The organism is Pseudomonas soli (genome assembly GCF_900110655.1).
Classification (GTDB): domain Bacteria; phylum Pseudomonadota; class Gammaproteobacteria; order Pseudomonadales; family Pseudomonadaceae; genus Aquipseudomonas; species Aquipseudomonas soli.
Genome location: NZ_FOEQ01000021.1, coordinates 1 through 20,585, shown reverse-complemented (window position 1 = coordinate 20,585; position 20,585 = coordinate 1). Strand labels below are relative to the sequence as shown.

General features: G+C 65.0%; 18 protein-coding genes. 5 read left to right on the top strand and 13 right to left on the bottom strand.

The window, feature by feature from the left end:
- Positions 1 to 10: 10 nt before the first annotated feature.
- From BMY03_RS25395 to BMY03_RS25385, 3 genes are read left to right on the top strand one after another with little or no spacing between them, the layout of a single operon-like run.
- A complete protein-coding gene (locus BMY03_RS25395) occupies positions 11 to 1,249 on the top strand; it encodes an exonuclease SbcCD subunit D C-terminal domain-containing protein (RefSeq protein WP_094012589.1) in 1,239 nt (412 codons plus the stop codon).
- Entirely contained in the window at positions 1,246 to 4,890 is a 3,645-nt protein-coding gene (locus BMY03_RS25390) for an AAA family ATPase (RefSeq protein ID WP_094012588.1), read from the top strand. Before BMY03_RS25395 ends, BMY03_RS25390 begins: the two co-directional genes overlap by 4 nt.
- Positions 4,887 to 5,483: a glutathione S-transferase gene (locus BMY03_RS25385; protein WP_094012587.1), complete on the top strand. Its 597-nt coding sequence runs from the start codon at positions 4,887 to 4,889 to the stop codon at positions 5,481 to 5,483. Before BMY03_RS25390 ends, BMY03_RS25385 begins: the two co-directional genes overlap by 4 nt.
- A gap of 217 nt (positions 5,484 to 5,700) precedes the next feature.
- Here the strand turns inward: BMY03_RS25385 and BMY03_RS26470 are convergent, their stop codons facing one another.
- The 11 genes from BMY03_RS26470 to BMY03_RS25335 form a co-directional block, all read right to left on the bottom strand.
- Positions 5,701 to 5,877 (bottom strand): hypothetical protein, encoded by a 177-nt coding sequence (locus BMY03_RS26470; protein ID WP_023631376.1) that lies wholly within the window; start codon positions 5,875 to 5,877, stop codon positions 5,701 to 5,703.
- 162 nt (positions 5,878 to 6,039) lie between these two features.
- The gene (locus BMY03_RS25380) at positions 6,040 to 7,170 is read right to left on the bottom strand and encodes a lactonase family protein (protein ID WP_031315541.1); all 1,131 of its coding nucleotides are present in this window, start codon (positions 7,168 to 7,170) and stop codon (positions 6,040 to 6,042) included.
- On the bottom strand, positions 7,136 to 7,426 hold the full coding sequence (locus tag BMY03_RS25375; protein WP_023631373.1) for a DUF5629 family protein: 291 nt from the start codon (positions 7,424 to 7,426) through the stop codon (positions 7,136 to 7,138). The genes BMY03_RS25380 and BMY03_RS25375 overlap by 35 nt, the downstream gene beginning before the upstream one ends.
- 97 nt (positions 7,427 to 7,523) lie before the next feature.
- Positions 7,524 to 9,917 (bottom strand): efflux RND transporter permease subunit, encoded by a 2,394-nt coding sequence (locus tag BMY03_RS25370; RefSeq protein WP_094012586.1) that lies wholly within the window; start codon positions 9,915 to 9,917, stop codon positions 7,524 to 7,526.
- Complete coding sequence (locus BMY03_RS25365; protein ID WP_094012585.1) at positions 9,914 to 10,930, bottom strand: WD40/YVTN/BNR-like repeat-containing protein; 1,017 nt, start codon at positions 10,928 to 10,930, stop codon at positions 9,914 to 9,916. The genes BMY03_RS25370 and BMY03_RS25365 overlap by 4 nt, the downstream gene beginning before the upstream one ends.
- A 194-nt stretch (positions 10,931 to 11,124) precedes the next feature.
- Complete coding sequence (pepN, locus tag BMY03_RS25360) at positions 11,125 to 13,782, bottom strand: aminopeptidase N (protein ID WP_094012584.1); 2,658 nt, start codon at positions 13,780 to 13,782, stop codon at positions 11,125 to 11,127.
- A gap of 13 nt (positions 13,783 to 13,795) precedes the next feature.
- Entirely contained in the window at positions 13,796 to 14,626 is an 831-nt protein-coding gene (locus BMY03_RS25355) for a DUF2797 domain-containing protein (protein WP_038706528.1), read from the bottom strand.
- Entirely contained in the window at positions 14,623 to 14,883 is a 261-nt protein-coding gene (locus BMY03_RS25350; protein WP_023630887.1) for a YeaC family protein, read from the bottom strand. The genes BMY03_RS25355 and BMY03_RS25350 overlap by 4 nt, the downstream gene beginning before the upstream one ends.
- Positions 14,884 to 14,896: 13 nt before the next feature.
- Positions 14,897 to 15,781 carry a rhomboid family intramembrane serine protease gene (locus BMY03_RS25345; RefSeq protein WP_094012583.1) on the bottom strand — a complete coding sequence of 295 codons (885 nt, stop codon included), beginning with the start codon at positions 15,779 to 15,781 and terminating at the stop codon, positions 14,897 to 14,899.
- Positions 15,778 to 16,749, bottom strand: coding sequence for a metallophosphoesterase (locus tag BMY03_RS25340; protein WP_038706529.1), 972 nt, complete (start codon positions 16,747 to 16,749; stop codon positions 15,778 to 15,780). Before BMY03_RS25340 ends, BMY03_RS25345 begins: the two co-directional genes overlap by 4 nt.
- Entirely contained in the window at positions 16,749 to 17,639 is an 891-nt protein-coding gene (locus tag BMY03_RS25335; RefSeq protein WP_023632574.1) for an NAD(+) kinase, read from the bottom strand. Before BMY03_RS25335 ends, BMY03_RS25340 begins: the two co-directional genes overlap by 1 nt.
- Positions 17,640 to 17,683: 44 nt before the next feature.
- Here BMY03_RS25335 and BMY03_RS25330 point away from each other — a divergent pair, with 44 nt between their 5' ends.
- Together BMY03_RS25330 and BMY03_RS25325 are read left to right on the top strand one after the other, a co-directional pair.
- Positions 17,684 to 18,679 carry a DUF1853 family protein gene (locus tag BMY03_RS25330; protein ID WP_094012582.1) on the top strand — a complete coding sequence of 332 codons (996 nt, stop codon included), beginning with the start codon at positions 17,684 to 17,686 and terminating at the stop codon, positions 18,677 to 18,679.
- Positions 18,680 to 18,803: 124 nt separating this feature from the next.
- Positions 18,804 to 19,349 (top strand): cytochrome b, encoded by a 546-nt coding sequence (locus tag BMY03_RS25325; RefSeq protein WP_023631611.1) that lies wholly within the window; start codon positions 18,804 to 18,806, stop codon positions 19,347 to 19,349.
- On the opposite strand, the gene BMY03_RS25320 is transcribed toward BMY03_RS25325, so the two are convergent.
- The gene (locus tag BMY03_RS25320) at positions 19,340 to 20,233 is read right to left on the bottom strand and encodes a 1-aminocyclopropane-1-carboxylate deaminase/D-cysteine desulfhydrase (RefSeq protein ID WP_094012581.1); all 894 of its coding nucleotides are present in this window, start codon (positions 20,231 to 20,233) and stop codon (positions 19,340 to 19,342) included. The genes BMY03_RS25325 and BMY03_RS25320 overlap by 10 nt on opposite strands.
- A 9-nt stretch (positions 20,234 to 20,242) precedes the next feature.
- Complete coding sequence (locus BMY03_RS26465; protein WP_177182958.1) at positions 20,243 to 20,476, bottom strand: hypothetical protein; 234 nt, start codon at positions 20,474 to 20,476, stop codon at positions 20,243 to 20,245.
- Between the last annotated feature and the right edge of the window lie 109 nt (positions 20,477 to 20,585).

Here is a 20,585-nt window from a genome sequence, read left to right as displayed (position 1 = left end):
CGGATCTTCCATGCGTCTGTTTCACACCTCCGACTGGCACCTGGGCCAGAGCCTGCATGGCCAGGAACGCGACTTCGAACACGCCTGCTTCCTCGACTGGCTGCTAGGCCAGCTGCGCCTGCGCCAGCCCGATGCGCTGCTGATCGCCGGCGACATCTTCGACACCGTCAATCCGCCGGTCAAAGCCCAGGAACGCCTTTACGACTTCATCGTCCAGGCCCACGAGCAACAGCCCAAGCTGGACATCGTGATGATCGCCGGCAACCACGACTCCGGCTCGCGCATCGAGCTGCCGGCGCCACTGATGCGCCGCCTGCGCACCCACGCCCTGGGCCGCGTGCACTGGCTCGACGAGGGCCAGCTGGACGCCGAGCGCCTGCTGATCCCGCTGACCAACGCCCGCGGCAAGGTCGGCGCCTGGTGCCTGGCCCTGCCCTTCCTGCGCCCCGCCGAAGTCACCGGGCCGGCGCTGGGTGACGACTACCTGCAGGGCATCACCCAGGTCCACGAGCAGTTGATCGCGGCAGCACAGAAGAAACGCAAGAAGGACCAGGCGCTGGTCGCCATCAGCCATGCGCACATGGCCGGCGGCAGCATCTCGGAAGACTCCGAACGCAGCCTGATCATCGGCAATGCCGAGGCGCTGCCGGCGCGGCTGTTCGACAAGGCCATCAGCTATGTCGCCCTGGGTCATCTGCACAAGCCGCAGAAGGTCAACCGCGAGGATCGCATCCGCTACAGCGGCGCGCCGATCCCGCTGTCCTTCGCTGAAATCAACTACCCGCACCAGGTGCTGGAAGTGGAGCTGGAGGGCGCCGAACTGGTCAGCGTCGAGCCGCGCCCGGTGCCGCGTGCCGTGGCCCTGCAGCGGGTCGGCCCGGCACCGCTGGGCGAGTTGCTCGAACAATTGGGCCAATTGCCGGTGATCGACCTGCTCGAAGACCCCAACCGCCAACCCTGGCTGGAGGTGCGGGTACGCCTGGACGAGCCGCAGCCCGACCTGCGCCAGCAGATCGAGACCGCCCTGCAAGGCAAGGCTGTGCGCCTGGTGCGCATCAGCGCCGAGTATGCCGGCGCCGGGCGCCAGGAGGAGGATGAACAAACCTTTGTCGAACTGGCGCAGCTGACCCCGCAGGACCTGTTCGGCCGTGCCTGGCAACAACAGTACGGCAACCCTGCCGACGAGCAGGCCCTGGCCGACTTTGCCGAGCTGCTGCAGGACGTGCTGCAAGAGGAGGAACGACCATGAAGATTCTCGCCATCCGCCTGAAGAACCTGGCTTCCCTTGCCGGCCCCATCGACATCGACTTCACCGCCGAGCCCCTGGCCAGCGCCGGCCTGTTCGCCATCACCGGGCCGACCGGGGCCGGCAAGAGCACACTGCTCGACGCCCTGTGCCTGGCCCTGTTCGGCAGCGTGCCACGCCTGAACGATATCGCCCGGGAAGCCAAGGTGCCGGATGCCGACGGCGAGATCCCCACCTCCGACCCACGCAACCTGCTGCGCCGTGGCACCGGCAGCGGCTTTGCCGAGGTGGATTTCATCGGCATCGACGGCTGCCGCTACCGCGCCCGCTGGGAAGCCAATCGCGCCCGCGAGAAAGCCACCGGCAAGCTGCAGAACAGCCGCCAAAGCCTCTACGACCTGGACAGCGAGCAGTTGCTGGGTAGCGGCAAGAACGAATACAAGCAGCTGGTCGAGGCCCGCCTGGGCCTGAATTTCGAGCAGTTCACCCGCGCGGTGATGCTGGCCCAGAGCGAGTTCGGCGCCTTTCTCAAGGCCGACGACCGTGAGCGCAGCGAATTGCTGGAAAAACTCACCAACACGGCGATCTACACCCGCCTCGGCCAGCGCGCCTTCAGCAAGGCTCGGGAAACCGGCGAGGTACACAACGATCTGAAGAAGCAGGCCGAGCATCTGCTGCCGATGGACGCCGAAGCTCGTGCCGCCCTCGACCAGGAACTTGAACTGGCCCAGCAACAGTTCAAGGCCGGCCAGGCACGCCAGCGCCTGCTCGAACAACAGCGCACCTGGTTCGAAGAACAGCAGCGCCTGCACGCCCAGCACCATGAGGCCGGCACTGCCCTGCAAGCCGCCGAGCAGGCGTGGCAGCAACTGGCCGAACAGCGCGTCGACCTGCAACGCCTGGAGCGCCTGGCGCCCCAGCGCCACCAGTTCCATCGCCAACAGCACCTGGCCGCGCAACTGGCCCCGGTGCAGGCGGATATCGACCAGCAACAACGCCAGCAAAGCGATATGCAGCAAGATATCGACGCACTGCAGCAGTCCCTCGAAGCCGCCCGCCAGCACCTGGGCCAACAGCAGGCCCTGCAAGGCGAAAACGCTCCGCGCCTGCGCCAGGCCTTCGCCGCTCAAGGCGACATCGCACGCCTGGACAAGGACCTGACGGAACAGCGCGAAGCCTGTAACCAGGCCGAGCAGGAGGCCAGCGCGGGCCAGCAGCAGCTGCAACAGCTGGAGGACCATCAGCAACGCAGCCAGCAGCAGTTGTCGCAGATCGATGCCGCCCTGGCCGAAAGCCAGCATCTGGGCGGCCTCGCCGACGCCTGGCAGGCCTATCTGCCACAACTCAAGCAGGTCATGCTGACCGGCGGCCGCCTGGCCAAGGGCCGCGAAGAGCTGCCCGGGCTGCAGGCCCAGGCCAGCCAGGCCAACGCCCAACTGCAAGCGCAACGCGAGCATTTCGAACTGCTGTTCCGCGAAGCCGGTGCCGAACCCCATGCGCTGGCCGAGCAGGTCGATCTGCTCGGCGCCATGCTTCAGGACAACCGCAAGCAACAGCGCGCCGTCGAAGAGCTGGGCCGCCTGCATGGTCGCGAGCAGGAACTGCGCCAGGCCATCGCCGCCCTGCGTGAACGCCAGCAGCAAGCCATGCAGCGGCGCCAGCAACTGATCGGCGAAGGCACCGCGGCCAAGGCCGAGCTGGAAAGCGCCGAGCAAGCGCTGACCCTCACCCGTCAATTGCTCGAGCGCCAGCGCCTGGCGCGCAACACCAGCGTCGAAGAGCTGCGCGCGCAACTGCGCGACGGCGAGCCTTGCCCGGTCTGCGGTAGCGCCGAACACCCGTTCCACCAGCCCGAAGCCCTGCTGCACAGCCTTGGTCGACACGACCAGGCCGAGGAAGAGGCGGCGCACAAGCAAGTCGAGCAGCTCAATGGCAAGCTGGTGGAACTGCGCACCGAACTGGGCGTGGTCAATGCCCAGCTCAAGGATTACCAGCAACAACAACAGCAGCTCGGCGAGCAGTTGCAGCCTGTGACCGAACAGCTCCACGCCCATGCTCTGTGGCCGGCGCTTGCCCCGCAAGACGACGCGGCCCGCGGCAAGTGGCTCGACGGCCAGTTACGCCGCCTCGGCGAGGAGATAGACCGCGACGAGAAACGTCAGGGCGCCCTGCTCACCCTGCAGAAGGATGCCGCTCGCCTTACCCAGCAATTGCAGGCCGCAGGCGAGGCCCAGCAACAGGCGCAGCGTCACCTCGACCAGCAGCACCAGGCCCTGGCCGCCGACGCCCAGCAACTGGAACAAAGCCTCGACGACCTGGGCAGCGTGCTGCCCCAGGACATTCTCCAGGCCCTGCGCGACGACCCGGCCAACGCCTTCCTCGGCCTCGACCAGCAGATCGCCCAGCGCCGCCAACAACTCGACCTGCGCAAGGACGAACAGGAAGAGCAACAGGCCCGTCAAGTCCAGCTCGACAAGCTGCGGGACCAGCAACAGACACGCCTGCACGTGCATCAGCAACTGCAACAGAAATTTGCCACGCTGGACGCGCAACACCAGCAGGCCCGCGCCACACTTGGCGAACTGCTCGGTGAACAGCCCAGCGCCGAAGCCTGGCAACAGTACATGGATACCCAGCTGGAGCAGGCGCGCAGCGCCGAGGCCGACTGCGTCCAGAAGCTGCAAGCGCTGCACACCCAAAGCGTGCAACTGGCCGGCGACCTCAAGGCCAACCAGCAGCGTCAGCAGGCCCTGGAACAGGAGCATCAGCAGTTGCAGGGCGAAATCGCCAATTGGCGCAGCGCGCACCCTGAGCTGGACGATGCCGGCCTTGACCGCCTGCTGGCCGTCGACGATGCCCAGCTCGGTGAATTGCGTCAGCGCCTGCAAACTGCAGAGAAGGCCATCGAGCAAGGCCGGGTGCTGCTTCAGGAGCGTGAACAACGCCTGCAGCAACATGCCAGCCAGGCCCACGGCGAATTGCCGGCGGAAGAACTGGAGCAAGCACTCAGCGAGCTCCAGCAGCAACTGGCCGCTCAAGAACAAGGCTGCGCCGAACTACGCGCGCGCCAGGCCGACGACCAGCGCCGTCAGCAGGCCAGCCAGGCCCTGGCCGAGCAGATCGAGCAGGCCTACCAGCAATGGCAACGCTGGGCGCGCCTGAATGCGCTGATCGGCTCGGCCTCGGGCGATGTGTTCCGCAAGATCGCCCAGGGCTACAATCTCGACCTGCTGCTGCACCACGCCAATAGCCAGTTGCGCCAGTTAGCCAAACGCTACCGCCTCAAGCGCGGCGGCAGCGCGCTGGGCCTGCTGGTGCTGGACACCGAGATGGGCGACGAGCTGCGCTCTGTGCACTCGCTGTCGGGCGGCGAAACCTTCCTGGTCTCCCTGGCGCTGGCCCTGGGCCTGGCGTCGATGGCCTCCAGCACCCTGCGCATCGAATCGCTGTTCATCGACGAAGGCTTCGGCAGCCTCGACCCCGAGTCGCTGCAACTGGCCATGGACGCCCTCGACGGTCTGCAGGCTCAGGGCCGCAAGGTAGCGGTGATCTCCCACGTGCAGGAGATGCACGAACGCATCCCGGTGCAGATCCAGGTGCGCCGTCAGGGCAATGGGCTGAGCGATGTCGAGGTGTGCGGGTGATTCTCTACTCGTTCCGCCGCTGCCCCTGGGCCATGCGCGCACGCCTGGCGCTGCGCTACGCCGGGTGCGACGTGCAGGTGGTCGAGGTAAAGATGAAGGAAAAGCCCGCCGAACTGCTGGCACTGTCGCCCAAGGGCACGGTGCCGGTGCTCGATACCGGGAATGGCGTACTGGAGGAAAGCCTCGAGATCATGCGCTGGGCGCTCGACCGCCACGACCCCGAAGACTGGCGCCTGCTGGCTGACCCAGCGGCCGCGCGCCAGGCCGACGCGCTGATAGCCCGCAACGACAGCGCGTTCAAGGCGCAGGTAAACCTGTACAAGTATGCCGAGCGCTATCCAAAGTATTCCCGGGCCCACTACCGCGCCCAGGCCGAGCCCTGGCTGGCCGAGCTGGAAAGCCTTCTCGAAGGCAGGCCCTGGCTACTCGCCGAGCACCCTAGCCTGGCCGACGCCGCCTTGCTGCCCTTGATGCGCCAGTTTGCCGGGGTCGAACCGCAATGGTTCGCCGAGGCTGCTTATCCGCGGCTGCGGAGCTGGCTTCAGGGCTGGCTGGGGTCATCCCTGTTCGAGGCCGTCATGGCGAAGCCATAGTGCCCCACGCGACACACTGCAGGCCGCAGGAAAAAGCGTCGTTCGTCCTGTGTTTTTTCCTGCCGCCCGCTACTCACAACGCCAGAATCGGCGCGGACATCAGCAACAGCACTACCGCCGTGATACGCCACATCATGCTCTGCCCCTTTGGCGAGTCAAAAATTTAGCGTCAAATTAAATCATATGGCTTTGTGCTATTACCAATGGCTTTACACACTCAGTTGGAGTGCTTGCTCAAGGCGGCATGGAAATGCGCGCTCTGTTGCAGGTATTTCTGGGTGTAGCTGTGGGTGCTCGAGGCCTTGGTACCCTGCTCCGCCTGGGCGTGGGCTGGCAAAACGACGGAGGCAGAGATGGCGGAGGCGGCGATGAGTGGGAAGAGATTGAAGTTCATGCTGGCAGACCTCGACTTCGGTGGTTGACGTTGGCCCGTCGTGGGCCTTGGGTCAAAACTTACGCCGATGGATCTGCCTGTAAAAATTCATTGCGGCAGTAGCCATTATCATGGCCATTGATAATTGCCGATGCCGCTCCCACGCCAACTCAGTGTCCGCCATTATTCGAGGAACTTGAGGTCCGAAGGCGCCTGCTGCGCCAACTTCTGCAGGGTGTCCCCCAGCTTGCCGCTGCGCGGATCTCGGCGCATGACCACGATCTGGTTGCTCTTCTGGTTCGCCACCAGCAGGTAGTTGCCACTGGGGTCCAGGGCAAACTCGCGGGGATGGTCGCCCTCGACCGAGCGGCGCTGCACCAATCTCAGTTGGCCGTCATCCTTGCCTACCGCATACACCACGATCTCGTTGGCAGTGCCGCGATTGCTGACATAGAGGAAGCGGCCATCGGCCGACAGGTGCAGCCCGCCCGCGGCCCTGGCCGCTGCATCCTTGCTGTCGGTCAGCGGCAAGTGCTGGCGCTCGGTCAGAGCACCGTCCTGCACATCGAATACCACCACCTCGGCGCTCATCTCCAGCGTCAGGTAGGCGTGCCGACCCTTGGCGTCGAACAGCAGATGACGCGGGCCACTGCCCGGTGGCAACGCCACTGACGGCGGAATCGCCGGGCTCAGCGGATGCTCGGGGCTGGCGCCGTCATAGCGGTAGATGAACACCTTGTCCGCGCCCAGGTCGCTGGCATACAGGTGGCGGCCATCGGGCGACAGCACCAGCGAATGCACATGGGCACCGGCCTGGCGCTCGGGGTTGACCTTGCTTGGCGTGTGCCTAGCCTGCTGCACCACCGGTTTGAGCTTGCCGTCCCTGGCCACCGGGATCACCACCAGGCTGCCACCGGGGTCGGGAGCGACGGCGTAGTTGGCGACGAACAGGTAGCGCTGGTCATGGCTCAGGCTGGCGTGGGTCGGCTCGTCGCCCTGGCTGGGCACCTGGTTCAGCAGCTTGATCTCGCCCTTGCTGCTTAGCGAGAAGCTGCTGACGTTGCCCTTGGGCGTTTCATTTACCGCGAACAGCTGGCGCTGGTCGGCAGACAGCACCAGCCACGAGGGGCTGACACTCTTGACCACCTGCCGGGGCTTGGCGTCGATCTGGCCAGTGCGAGCGTTGAAGTCGTAGCGGTAGATCCCTTCGCTGCCGTTGTCGGTGTAGCTGCCCACCAGCAACGTGGCGGCCTGGGCGTTGACTGACAAAGCCATCAGGCTAGCGGTCAGCAGGCGTGTCCATTTCCTGTTCATCGTCTTCTTCATCCGGGGCACGAAAAGCACTCATACAGACTAGACGATGCTCGCCTTCATCAGTGGCCAGGCTCCAGTCGTCGCCCGCGCCAGTGGCGGCAGCGATCTGCTCGGGGGTGAAGGACCAGCGGCGCAGTTGGCGGCCGTCCATGCATTCGATGGTGAGGCCGGATTCGTCGAGGGTGAAGTCGAAGGCGTGCAGGCCGTCGATCAGGAGCATGTCGCAGGCTGCGAGGGCGGTGGCGAGGGTGGTCATGGTAATACCATTTCAGACAAAGGCCGCCATTATACGCAATCGCGGGTCAAGTCGCGGCGGTGCGCCGATGCGACTTGACCCGCGATCATGGCGTCACTCAATGGGCGAAGATCGAGCCGCCCTCCTTGCCCGCCAATTTCTCTGGCTTGATCAGGAACCGCGCCAGCGCCGGCAGCAGCCACAGGGCGCCGAACATGTTCCACAGCAGCATGAAGGTCAGCATCAGGCCCATGTCGGCCTGGAACTTGATCGCCGAGAAGATCCAGGTGCACACGCCGATGGCCAGGCACAGGCCGGTGAACAGTACCGCCTTGCCGGTGGAGCGCAGGGTCTCGTAGTAGGCCTCCTGCAATGGCAGGCCGGCGCGCAGGAAGCTCTCCAGGCGGCTGTAGATGTAGATGCCGTAGTCCACGCCGATGCCCACGCCCAGCGCCACCACCGGCAGCGTGGCGACCTTCACGCCAATGCCCATGAAGGCCATCAGCGCGTTGCCCAGTACCGAGGTCAGCACCAGCGGCAGGACAATGCACAGGGTCGCGGCGAACGAGCGGAAGGTGATCATGCACATCACCGCCACGCAGATGTACACGAGGATCAGGATGGTCAGCTCGGCCGACTTGATCACTTCGTTGGTGGCCGCCTCGATGCCGGCATTACCCGCCGCCAGGAGGAACTGCAGGCCTTCCTTGCTGTGGCTGTCGGCGAAAGCCTTGGCCGCTGCGGTGACCCGCTCCAGGGTCTCGGCCTTGTGGTCGTTGAGGAACACCAGCACTGGCGCCAGCGAACAGTCGGCGTTGTACAGGCCGTCGGCACGGGCGATGGAGTTGTTGAGGATATCCGGGTTGCGCGACAGGGTTTCCCATTTCAGGCTGCCCTCGTTCATGCCCTTGATGACCTGCTTGGACACGGTCACCAGGGAGATGGTCGACTGCACCCCGGGGGTGTTGTCCATGGTCCACATCAGCTCGTCGATCGGCGCCATGGTCGAGTGGATCGAGCAGCTCTCGGCCGGGGTCTTGACCATGATCACCAGCACATCGGAACTGGTCGAGTAATTGCTGATGATGAAGCTGTTGTCCTGATTGTAGCGCGAGTCCGGGCGCAGCTCCGGCGCGCCCTGGTCGAGGTCGCCGATCTTCAGGTTCTGGCTGTACCAGAGGCCGCCACCGAAGGCCAGCAGCGCCAGCACCACCGATACCGGCGCCACCTTGGGGCTGGCGAAGTTGGACAGCAGGCGCCAGAACGGATGCTCGCGGGTCGCGTCCTTCTTGCTGCGGGCGATGGCCTTCTGGCTGATGCCGACATAGCTGATCGCCACCGGCAGCAGGATCAGGTTGGTGAACACGATCACCGCCACGCCGATCGAGGCGCCGATGGCCAGCTCGCGGATTACGCCGATGTCGATGATCAGCAGGGTGATGAAGCCCACGGCGTCGGCGAGGATGGCGATCATCCCCGGCAGGAACAGCTGGCGGAAGGTGCGCCGGGCCGCGGTCAGGGCGTTGTCGGCGTCACTGGATTGCAGGGCGATGCCGTTGATCTTCTGCACCCCGTGGGAAATGCCGATGGCAAAGATCAGGAACGGCACCAGCATCGAGTACGGGTCCAGGCCGAAGCCCACCGCATGCATCAGCCCCAACTGCCAGACCACCGCTACCAGGGTGGTGATGAGCACGGCGATGGTGCTGCGAATGCACCAGGTGAACCAGTACAGCAGCGCCCAGGTGATCACCAGCGCCACGCCGAAGAACATCGCGACCATCACCAGGCCGTCGATCAGGTCACCGACCTTCTTGGCGAAACCGACGATGTGAATCTTCACGTTCGGGTTCTGCGCCTGGAACTTGTCGCGAATCTTCTCTTCCAGCTGGTGGGAGAACTGCTGGTAGTCGAGCTTGACCTGGCGCCCCGGATCCTGCGGGTCGGGATGGTTCTCCAGCAGCGGGATATCGATGATGCTGGACTTGAAGTTGTTGGCCACCAGGCGCCCCACCTGGCCCGACTTGAGCACGTTGTCGCGCAGGGTGTCGAGGCTGTCCTGGGAGCCATTGTAGGTATTGGGGATCACTTCGCCGCCGGAGAAGCCCTCTTCGGTGACCTCGCTCCAGCGCACGCTCGGGCTCCACAGCGATTTCAGCCCGGCGCGGTCGACACCGGGGATGTAGAACACCTCGTCATGGATCTGGCGCAGGGTCTCCATGTAGTCCTTGTCGAAGATGTCACCATTGACAGCCTCCACCGAGACGCGGACGGTGTTGCCGAGGTTGGCCAGGTCGTTGCGGTGCTCCATCATCTGCTCGATGAACGGATGCTGCAGCGGGATCATCTTCTCGAAGCTGGTGGACGGGCGGATCTGCGTGGCCTGCCAGAACAGGAACACGCTCACCAGCAGGCAGATGCCGATGACCACGGGGCGGTTGTTGAAGATCAGGCGTTCCAGCAGGGTGGCCTTGTCCTTGTGCTGCATGTCGAAGCTCTCCCGGCTGGTCATGGACGCGCCTCCTGGGTACCGTCGGCCGAGGCCAGGTGCACGCCCCCTTGCCCGACCAGCAACAGGCCGCCACCGCCCAGGCCGCTGACACCCGACAGGGCGATACGGTCGGCGCGGTTGCGCACGCTGAAGGTCTGCCCGTCATCATGGCTGCGCAGCACGCTGCCGCCATTGCCGACCAGCACCAGGCTGCCGTCCTCGAGAAGCGTAGCGCTTGCCAGGCCGAATTCGAGCGGGCCGCGTTCGGCCTTGAGTTCGATCGGCTGCCAGCTGTCGCCGAAATCGGTGGAGCGGAACAGGTTGCCTCGCAGGCCGTAGGCCAACAGGGTGTTGGGCTGGGCGGTGCCGATCACACCGAACAGCGAACCCTCGTAGGGGCCTTGCACCGTCGTCCAGCTCTGGCCAGCATCGCTGGAGCGGAACATGCTGCCCTGCTCGCCGACGATGAACAGGCCGGCGTCCTTCACTTGGGTGATGGCGTTGAGGTGGAGCTGGTCGGGGTTGTCCAGGCGCTCGGCGACGTCCTGCCAGTGCTGGCCGCCATCGGTGCTCTCCAGCAGCGCGCCATAGGCGCCGACGGCAAAGCCATGTTGAGCATCGATGAAACGCACGTCGAGCAAGGGCGCTTCGCGGGACAGGTCTTCGAACTGCTTGCTCCAGGTCGCGCCGCCGTCGTTGCTGGCGAGGATCTGAGCATCATGGCCGACCGCCCAGCCGCGCTTGTCGTCGAGGAAGAACACTGCGGTGAGCAGTTGCCGGGTGGGCACCCGGGCCTGGGTCCAGGTCTTGCCCTGGTCGTCGGAGAACAGGATATGGCCGCGATCGCCGACCACCACCAGGCGCTGGCCTGCGTGGGTGGCGCCGATCAACAGGCTCTGGCTGGCCTTGGCCGACTCCACCGAGTATTCCTCGGCGGCCACCGCCGCCTCGGCATTGCCGGCGCCGATGCCCAGCACCAGTGCCAGCATCGCGCCTGCCGCCAGCCTGCGGCGTGGCGTTATCCGCTCTCTCATGACTGCCCCCTGTTGTGTTCTTGTGGTGGGTCAATCTATTGCCAGGCACTGCCGAAACCCCTGGTCCAGAGGCCTGGAATAGCTTCTGACCATCGTATCGGGCTTGTCCGACAGAAAACAACGAGCGGGACGTTATGTTTTGTTAACCATAGAAAATGACTGGGGCCGCAAAGCGGCCCCAAACTTCGCCCGACTTACGCCAGGCTCTTGCTCACCACCTCGTACACATCGCTGGACAGCGCCCCGGACGCGAGGATCCGCTCCAGCTCGCCCTTCATCAGCGCCTGACGCTGGTCGTCATACTTGCGCCAGCGGGTCAGCGGGGCGAGTTGACGCGAGGCGATTTGCGGGTTCAGCGCATTGAGCTCGATCACCAGGTCCGCCAGGAAGCGATACCCCGAACCGTCAGCGGCGTGGAAGTTGACCAGGTTCTGCCCGGCGAAACCACCGATCAGCGCACGCACCTTGTTCGGGTTCTTCAGGGTGAAGGCCGGGTGCTGCATCAATGCCTTGACCCGCGCCAGGCCGCCCGGCAGGGTGCTGGCCGCCTGCACGCTGAACCACTGGTCCATTACCAGCGGGTTGTCCTTGAAGTGCTCGGCGAAGGCTTCCAGGGCCTTGGCGCGCTCGGCCCCGAACGGCGAGTTGACCAGCACCGCCAGGGCGGTGAGACGCTCGGTCATGTTGTCGCAGTGCTCGTACTGCTCCAGGGTCGCCTCGAGCACCTGCGGCTTGCCGCTGAGCATCAGGTACGACAGCGCGATGTTCTGCAGGCTACGACGGGCAAAGTGCTCGGCCGAGGCCACGTAGGCGGTCTTGCGCGAGACCTCGCGGTTGGCCTGGTAACGCGCCCACAGCGCATCGAACAGCTGCTCGGCGATCTGCCGGCGGGCGAACTCACGGGCGGCGTGGATGGCATCCACGTCGGCCACCTGGCTGATCTCGGTGAGGTAGGCCTCGCCCGGCAGCGAGAGCATCTCGGCGACCATGGCCGGGTCCAACGACTCATTGCCAACCACAGTGCCCAGTGCAGTGATCAGGCGCTGGTCGAGGGCCAGTGCTTCGCCACGCTGGTGCTGGCCGATCAGCTCCTGGAGCACCTGCACGGCCAACTGCTGCCCTGCTTCCCAGCGGTTGAAGCCGTCGCTGTCGTGTTGCATGAGGAACATCAACTGGTCGCGGTCGTAGGGGAAGCTCAGCTTGACCGGTGCGCTGAAGCCGCGCAGCAGCGACGGCAGCGGCTGACTGGCAATACCTTCGAAGGTGAAGGTCTGCTCGGCTTCGATCACCGACAGGACGCGGCTGGTGCCAGTGGCGGCGCTTTCGCCGGCCAGGCGCAACGGCAGGTCGTTGCCTTGGGCATCCAGCAGGCCCAGCGCCACCGGGATCACGAACGGCAGTTTCTCAACCTGCCCCGGTGTCGGCGGGCAGCTCTGGCGGAAGGTCAGGCTGTAGCGCTGCGCGGCAGCGTCATAGGCCTCGCTGACCTCCAGGCGCGGGGTGCCGGCCTGGGTGTACCAGCGCTTGAACTGGGCCAGGTCGACGCCGTTGGCGTCTTCCATGGCCTTGATGAAGTCGTCGGTGGTAACGGCCTGGCCATCATGGCGCTCGAAGTACAGGTCGCTACCCTTGCGGAAGCCCTCGGCCCCCAGCAGGGTGTGGACCATGCCGACCACCTCGGCGCCCTTCTCGTACACCGTCAGGGTGTAGAAGTTGGAGATCTCGATGAAGCTGTCCGGGCGGATCGGGTGGGCCATGGGGCCGGCGTCTTCGGCGAACTGATGGGTACGCAGATAGGCGACGTCCTCGATGCGCTTGACCGTGCGCGAGTTCATGTCGGCGCTGAACTCGGCATCGCGGAACACCGTGAAGCCTTCCTTGAGCGACAGCTGGAACCAGTCGCGGCAGGTCACGCGGTTGCCCGACCAGTTGTGGAAGTACTCGTGGGCCACCACGCCCTCGACCCGCTGGTGGGCGGCGTCGGTGGCGGTCTCGGCGCGGGCCAGCACGCAGCTGGAGTTGAAGATGTTCAGGCCCTTGTTTTCCATGGCGCCCATATTGAAGTCGTTGACCGCGACGATCATGAAGATGTCCAGGTCGTACTCACGGCCATAGACTTCCTCGTCCCAGCGCATGGACTTCTTCAGGCTGACCATGGCGTGGTCGCACTTGTCGAGGTTTTCTTCCTCGACATAGATACGCAGGGTCACGTCGCGGCCGGACTGGCGGGTGAACTCGCTCTCGACGCACCACAGGTCACCGGCTACCAGGGCAAACAGGTAGGCCGGCTTCTTGAACGGGTCTTCCCAGGTCGCCCAGTGGCGGTCGTCTTCGGCCGGCCCGCTGCCGATCGGGTTGCCGTTGGACAGCAGCACCGGGTAGCGATGCTGCTCGGCGATCACCGTGGTGGTGAAGACGCTCATCACATCCGGGCGGTCGAGGTAGTAGGTGATCTTGCGGAAGCCCTCGGCCTCGCACTGGGTGCAGAACATCTTGCCGGACTTGTACAGGCCTTCCAGCGCGGTGTTGTTCTCCGGGTGGATCTTCACGCTGGTATCCAGGGTGAAGCGTTCGGCCTTGGGATGCACGGTGAGGCTGTCGTCATCGAGCTGGTAGTCGCCGGCAGCAAGCGCCTGGTCGTCCAGCTGCACGCTCAGCAGCTCCAGGTGCTGGCCATCGAGCACCAGCGGCGGCAGGCCGGCGCCGCGCTCGGGGTTGCGGCGCATGACCAGCTGCGCATGGACCAGGCTGTGGTCCTCGAACAGTTCGAAGGTCAGGTGGGTCTCATCGATCAGGTACTCGGGGGCCTGATAGTCCTTGAGGTAGATCACTTGCGGTTGTTCGGTACGCATGGTGACGATCCTTTTACTGGAGCACGGCCAGCTGGTAGGCCGTGTACTTGCGAATATTGATCACGCCGGTGTCGAAGATCAGGTACTGGCCCTTGATGCCCAGCAGCGTGCCTTCCACGACGGGATCCTTGTCGAGGTTGAAGCTGACGATCTTTTTCGGGTAGGCCCCGACCGGGTAGCGCATCTGCACCACTTCGGCGTCGGGCAGCGGCTGGATGGCCTGCAGGCCGAAGCGCTCCTGCAAGGCGCGGATGCCGTCGGCGCAGGCGTCGAAGATCTGCTCGCGGATGGCCGGCAGGTCGAGTACCTCGGCGTCGCCCTTGAGCAGCGCGCGCCAGTTGGTGCGGTCCGGCACCTGGCTGCGCAGCACGTCTTCGACCAGCCCGGATTGCTGGCGGGTGGCCACGCGCATGATCGGCAGCGCCTGGCTGGCGCCCTGGTCGAGCCAACGGGTGGGCAACTGGGTGGCGCGGGTGATGCCGACCTTGATGCCCGACGAGTTGGCCAGGTACACCACGTGATCGGTCATGCAGAACTGCTCACCCCACGACGGCTCGCGGCAGGTGCCGGCGTCGTAGTGGCAGCGTTCCGGGGCCATGATGCACACGTCGCACTGGGCCAGCTTGGTCATGCACGGGTAGCAGTAGCCCTGGCTGAAGCTGGTCTTGGTGCGTTTGCCGCAATGGCTGCAGTGGATCGCGCCGAGGTACTCGAGGCGGATCGACTGGCCGATCAGCGGATTGACCGGCACCTCGGTGTCATCCAGGCGGAAACTGTATTGAACGACCGGTGCGTCCAGGCGCACCGCCATCTTGCTCAGAGAGCCACGAGCGAGTTCGATCAATGTACCGAGTCCGATTTGAACAGAATGTTGGCGATCGGCGCCGACTTCGAGGCGCACTCCTGCGGGCCCATGTAGCCGGTACGCTGCTCTTCGGGGAGGTTCTTGATTTCCCAGGCGATCACCGCCTGCAGCGACAGTTCTTTCTGTTCGGCGGTCAGTTTGCGGCCATCGGACCATTTGCCGATTTCAACCGCTGTCTTCAGGCTCTCGTAGATCTCGGGGGTGATGTTTTCGATCATTTGCGCGAATGTGGACATGCTGTCTCCTCAGTCAGGCCGTCAGTTTACGCCTCGCCAGCGCGCCACCCAAGAGCCCCGTCAGGCATCCGATGAGCAACCCACCGACATGTGCGGCGTTGGCGATCTGGCCAAAGCCGAGCTGGCCGACCACGCCACTCAGGCAGATCACCAGCCAGATCAGCATCATCACCAGCACGCCCTTGGGCAGGTTGAACTGCGGGTTCGGCGCCAGCCACTGGTACAGCCAGACATGCCCGAGCAAGCCGTAGAGCACGCCGGACAGCCCGCCGAACAGGCTCGGCCCGCTGGTGAAATGCTGGGCCAGGTTGGATACCAGGCTGAACAACAGCGTCAGCCCCAGCAACATCCACGGGCCCTGGCGCAGCTCAATGCGCTTGCCCAGCTCCCAATACCACAGGCCGTTCATGGCCAGGTGCAGCACGCCGAAGTGCAGCAGCATCGGTGACACCAGGCGCCACCACTGGCCTTCGGCGAGGCCCTGGAGCAAGGGGGTGAAGTACAGGTAGTCGCCCTGCACCTTGAACGACAGGAAGGTGAACCAGCCGATGGTCGAGAGGTTGTCACCCAGGCCGGTCACCCCGGCGACCACCAGGCTCAGGATCAGTACGGCGGCGGTGACCTTGCAGGCCATGGCCTGCTCCTTCAGCGAAGGCGCCGCCGGGGCGGTCGGCATGCCAGCGTCCACAGGTTCGGGTATCGCTTCTAGGTCGGCATTGCCCTCAGGGAAGCGCCGATAGAGTTCCAGTACGTCGTGGGCCATGGCCGGCGGCGCCCACAGCACCTGCTCCTCGCCCTCCTCCACCACCCGGTGCGGCACCTGCAGACGGCGCAGCAGGACGACGAAACCGCTGAGATCGACCGCCAGCGGCAGGCGCAGCACTTCGATCACATTCATTGGCTAGCCTGCGGGCGGTCGACATCGACCCAGACGAACTTGTGCGGATCGATGCGGGTCTCGTCGTCCAGGCGGTAGGCCGCGAGCTTGCCATAGAGCACGGCGCTGTAGTCCAGGCAGGCCAGGTTGTCGCGGATCGGCGCCGGCCGGCCACTGCGCCAGTAATGGCCGACGAACAGCAACGGTTCGTCCTCGGCATAGCGCAGCAGGGCGTTCTTCTGGCTGTGGCTGAGCGGCGTGCGGGCCACTTCATCGGGCAGTGCGTCGGGCTGGAAGACGATGTCGCCGTAGGTCTGCGGGTCCTCCTCCCAGAACTTGGTGCGGAAGAAGGCGCGGGTCAAACCGTCGCCACCGGTCAAGGTCAGGCCGTCCGGCAGGCGCATGTCAGTGCCGCGCAGCAGGCGGTTGCACACCGTCGAGGCGAAGCTGCCGGACACTGCCGAAGCCTGCACGAAGTGCTCGTCGATGCAGCCCGTGGGGTACTGCAGGCGCAACGGCTCGATCAGCCGCGGGTCCCAGCAGGCATGCACCAGACGGAAGCGACCGGCGTCGATGAACAGCGGCAGCTGGTAGAACCACTGGATGAAATCGTGCCAGTCGCCGGGGTGCTGGGCGAACTGGGTGAGGGTCTCGTCGATCAGCCGGGCATGGCGTGGGGTGTGCTCGCGCACGAAGGCCTTGCCACTGCCCGGCAACGCCGGGGTGACCCAGCCCAGGGCGTTGTACTCATGGTTGCCCATGATGCAGAACGCCTGGCCGGCCTCGACCATGTCATGAACGATGTGCAGCGCCTCGCGGATGCGCGGGCCGCGGTCGACGATGTCGCCCAGGAACAACGCCTGGCGCCGCGGGTGCCGCCAGACCCCGCCGATGCGCTTGTAGCCGAGGGCGTCGAGCAAGCGTTCGAGGGTGAGCGCGCAACCGTGCACGTCACCGATGATGTCGAAACTGCGCGCCGGATCGAGCATCAGTCGTCCCTGCCGCCCAGGCGGCTGCCCCAGCCGAGCTTGGTGCGGCAGACCTCGTAGTAGTTATGATCCAGCGGATGGATCAGGCGCAGTTTCTGCGGCTTTTTGCTCACCGTGATGGTATCGCCCGGAGCGCAGGTGAAGTGGTTCTGGCCGTCGCAGGAGACCTGCGGGTAGATCTGCAGGTCCTTCGACACGACGATCTTCAGCTCGCTGTTGCCGTCGACCACGATCGGCCGGCCGGACAAGGTATGCGGGTACATCGGCACGATGACGATAGCGTCCAGCTTGGGGTGCATGATCGGGCCACCGGCGGACAGCGCGTAGGCGGTGGAGCCGGTCGGAGTGGCGACGATCAGGCCGTCGGCCTTCTGGCTGCAGACGAACTGGCCGTCGATGTAGATCTCGAACTCGATCATCCGCGTCGACTTGCCCGGGTGCAGCACCACGTCGTTGAGCGCATCGCCCTGGCCGATGGCCTCATGGTGACGGCGCACCTCGGCCTGCAGCAGGAACCGGTTCTCCACCAGGTAATGACCGTCGAGTACCTCGGCAACCTTCTCCTCCAGCTCGTCGGGGCGGATATCGGTGAGAAAGCCCAGGTTGCCACGGTTGATTCCCAGCACCGGGATATTGTGCCTGGCTAGAGCGCGGGCGGCGCCAAGCAGGCTGCCGTCGCCGCCGACGACGATGACCAGGTCGCAAACTTCGCCCAACAATTTGCGTGTCGAGGTCTGCAGGCCATGACCGGGCAGGACTTCGGCGATAGTGTCCTCGAGAATCACGTGCAGGTGGCGCTCGAGGAGGAATTTTTTCAGTCGGCGAATGGTGTCAAGCACCTGGGAGCTGCCAAGGCGGCCGATGATACCGATATTGCGAAATTGCTCCATGGTGCTCCTGCGAGGCTCTGCGGCGGGGTGACAATGCCGGGATTATGGGCGAAAGGACCGGCCAGCAGCAAACCGGCTATGCTGGCAGGATGATGCCCTTCGCCGAACTTGAGCACCTGCCCCGCCAACTGCATCACCCCGCCGTGCGCGATCTGGCCTGGGCGCTGCTGTCCCCCCCACTGCTGGCGCAGGCCGGCTGCCCTCAGCGCCATCCGCTGAAGGGTAGCGCCTGGGCCACTGATCCACAGCACTTGGACCACTGGCTCGCGGTGCTCGATCGAGCGCCTGCGCCGCTGTCGAGCTGGCTGGAACGCCTGAACAGTCGGCGGCTGGGCATGTACTACGAAAGCCTATGGCAGTTCGCCCTGCACCAGGCACCGGGCGTCGAGCTACTGGCGGCCAATCTGGCAATTCGCAATGGCGGACGTACATTGGGCGAGTTGGACATACTGCTGCGCGACTACGAAGGCGATCATCATCTGGAGCTGGCCATCAAGCTCTACCTTGGTCCGCCTTCTGGCGATGGCCAAGACCCAGCGCGCTGGCTCGGCCCCGGCTGCCACGACCGCCTCGGGACCAAGCTGGCACACCTGGCTGGGCACCAACTGACCATCTCCGGCCAGCCCCATAGCCGCGCCGCACTGGCCGCGCTGGGAATCGCAGAAGTTGAAGCCCGGTTGTGGCTCGGCGGCTATCTGTTCTACCCCTGGCCTGGGTATGCCGAGGCACCCGCTGGCGCCCATCCGGCGCATTCACGCGGGCACTGGTTGCATCGGCGGGATTGGGCGGACTACCTCGAGCGCTGTCCTGCCGGACGCTGGCAGCCACTGCCCCGGCATGGGTGGCTGGCGCCGGCACGGGTCGAAGCAGGCAGTTGCTGGACAGTTGAGCAGTTTGATCGTTGGTTGCAAGAACTGGATCAGGTGGCCCCGGCACAATTGCTCGTCAGGCTTGAGGAGGATGCGCACGGCGCTTGGCAAGAAGCCGAGCGGGTGTTTCTGGTGGCAGACAAATGGCCACATCTTCCCCGGGCTGGTTGAGTAGAACATCCTGTAAGGGGCCATCTTGCCTATCCATATCAACACAATTTTTACACAGCACCCGTACGATGACAGCCAGGCGCCAACAAGAGCGCCCTCTCCGACCTGATGACGAGGACTCCCCATGGTTTCATCCACTCCCGCGACCCATTACGCGCGGCTGTCGATCGCCCTGCACTGGTTGATGCTGGTGCTGCTGGCCGCCGTCTACGCCTGCATTGAACTGCGCGGCCTGTTCCCCAAGGGCAGTGCCGAACGTGACTTGATGAAGGACCTGCACTTCATGCTCGGCCTGACAGTGTTCGTACTGGTGTGGCTACGTCTGGCCATGCGCCTGTCGCGCCCCACTCCGGCGATCGTGCCCAAGCCTCCGGCCTGGCAGACGGGTCTGTCGCACCTGGTGCATCTGCTGCTGTACCTGATGATGATCGGCCTGCCGCTGGCCGGTTGGGCAATACTCAGTGCCGCCGACAAGCCGATCCCGTTCTATGGCCTGGAGCTGCCAGCGATCGTCGCCCCCGACCCGGACCTGAGCAAGTTCATCAAGGGCTGGCATGAACGCATCGGCAGCTGGGGCTACTGGCTGATTGGCCTGCACGCGCTGGCCGGGCTCTATCACCACTATGTACGGCGCGACAACACGCTGTTGCGCATGCTGCCCTACAAGTAACCGCGTCGTCCCTGCAGGCCTCCGGTGTGCAGGAACACCAGGCGGGTGCCGGGGACAAAACGCCCGGCCTCGACCTGGTCACGCAGGGCCAGCAGGGCTTTGCCGGTATAGAGCGCCTCCAGCGGCATGCTGGTTTGCCGTTCGGTGTCGGCGATAAACGCCAGCAGTGCGTCATCGATACGGGCAAAGCCGCCACGGCTGGCGTCGTGCAACTGATAGCCGTGCGCACCCGCCAGCGCCGCGACGGTTTCCGGTACACCGTGGTCGAGGGGCACGGCCAGGGCGCCATGGACCACATGCCTGCCCGCCTCTTCCAGCACCATTCCGGCCAAGGTCGTGCCGGTGCCTGCCGCCAGCCACCAGGCGTCGTAGTCCGTCCAGCCGAGCGTTGCCAATTGCGCTCGGCATTGCGCGACGATCAAACCGCAGCCCTGCGCGCCAGCTTGGCCGCCACCGCCTTCAGGGATGCAGTGCCAACCCGGGTAGCGGGCCTGCCAGGGCTCCCAGAAGCCGGGTTCATGGCGATTGCGGTAGCCGCCGAAACCGAGCCAGTGCATCTCCATGCCCAGGGCTCGAAGGTCTTGTACCGTCGGTGTTTCCCGGGGGTGGCCACGCAATAGCCCGGCGGTAGCAAAGCCGAAGCGCTTGCCGGCGGTGGCCAAGGCGTGGAGATGGTTGGAATGGTTGCCACCCAGGCTGATCAGGCCCGGTGCATCGGCCTTGCGGGCCTGGAGCAGGTGATGACGCAGCTTGAACCATTTGTTGCCGCTGATCAGCGGGTCGATCAGGTCCAGGCGCAGGACCGCAGCTTCGATTCCCGCGTGGCGTAACCAAGATAGGTCGAGGCGTTGCAGGGGGGCTTGGGGGAGAGAAAAATCAGACATGAAGGCAGTTTATCTGATCACGCAGATGCATACGTGCTGCTCGTTGCCGTTGCCGTTGCCGTTGCCGTTGCCGTTGCCGTTGCCGTTGCCGTTGCCGTTGCCGTTGCCGTTGCCGTTGCCGTTGCCGATCAGGAGTCTAGCGCCATACCCAGCTAGCGACAGCTGCGTCAGCCCAGGCGCCGCCCGTAACTTCGCGACTTCAGGAGGCCGAACGCAGGTCTTGCGGAGGGAGGTGACGGGCATGGATGCCCGTCAAGCGCTGCGCCCCAGGATGGGGCGTTCAGCGCGGTCCTCCCGGGAGCAAGGCCGGAGTGAGGGAACCCGGAGCGAAGCGGAGGGCCGGATGAATGGA

Coding starts and splice junctions, on each gene's coding strand:
- BMY03_RS25345 (WP_094012583.1), bottom strand. CDS start 15,781: ATGAATGTGATCGAAGTGCTGCGCCTGCCGCTGGCGGTCGATCTCAGC.
- BMY03_RS25340 (WP_038706529.1), bottom strand. CDS start 16,749: ATGCTCGATCCGGCGCGCAGTTTCGACATCATCGGTGACGTGCACGGT.
- BMY03_RS26470 (WP_023631376.1), bottom strand. CDS start 5,877: ATGAACTTCAATCTCTTCCCACTCATCGCCGCCTCCGCCATCTCTGCC.
- BMY03_RS25395 (WP_094012589.1), top strand. CDS start 11: ATGCGTCTGTTTCACACCTCCGACTGGCACCTGGGCCAGAGCCTGCAT.
- BMY03_RS25350 (WP_023630887.1), bottom strand. CDS start 14,883: ATGTCCACATTCGCGCAAATGATCGAAAACATCACCCCCGAGATCTAC.
- BMY03_RS25320 (WP_094012581.1), bottom strand. CDS start 20,233: ATGTCTGATTTTTCTCTCCCCCAAGCCCCCCTGCAACGCCTCGACCTA.
- BMY03_RS25380 (WP_031315541.1), bottom strand. CDS start 7,170: ATGAACAGGAAATGGACACGCCTGCTGACCGCTAGCCTGATGGCTTTG.
- BMY03_RS25335 (WP_023632574.1), bottom strand. CDS start 17,639: ATGGAGCAATTTCGCAATATCGGTATCATCGGCCGCCTTGGCAGCTCC.
- pepN (WP_094012584.1), bottom strand. CDS start 13,782: ATGCGTACCGAACAACCGCAAGTGATCTACCTCAAGGACTATCAGGCC.
- BMY03_RS26465 (WP_177182958.1), bottom strand. CDS start 20,476: ATGCCCGTCACCTCCCTCCGCAAGACCTGCGTTCGGCCTCCTGAAGTC.
- BMY03_RS25390 (WP_094012588.1), top strand. CDS start 1,246: ATGAAGATTCTCGCCATCCGCCTGAAGAACCTGGCTTCCCTTGCCGGC.
- BMY03_RS25325 (WP_023631611.1), top strand. CDS start 18,804: ATGGTTTCATCCACTCCCGCGACCCATTACGCGCGGCTGTCGATCGCC.
- BMY03_RS25370 (WP_094012586.1), bottom strand. CDS start 9,917: ATGACCAGCCGGGAGAGCTTCGACATGCAGCACAAGGACAAGGCCACC.
- BMY03_RS25365 (WP_094012585.1), bottom strand. CDS start 10,930: ATGAGAGAGCGGATAACGCCACGCCGCAGGCTGGCGGCAGGCGCGATG.
- BMY03_RS25330 (WP_094012582.1), top strand. CDS start 17,684: ATGGGCGAAAGGACCGGCCAGCAGCAAACCGGCTATGCTGGCAGGATG.
- BMY03_RS25375 (WP_023631373.1), bottom strand. CDS start 7,426: ATGACCACCCTCGCCACCGCCCTCGCAGCCTGCGACATGCTCCTGATC.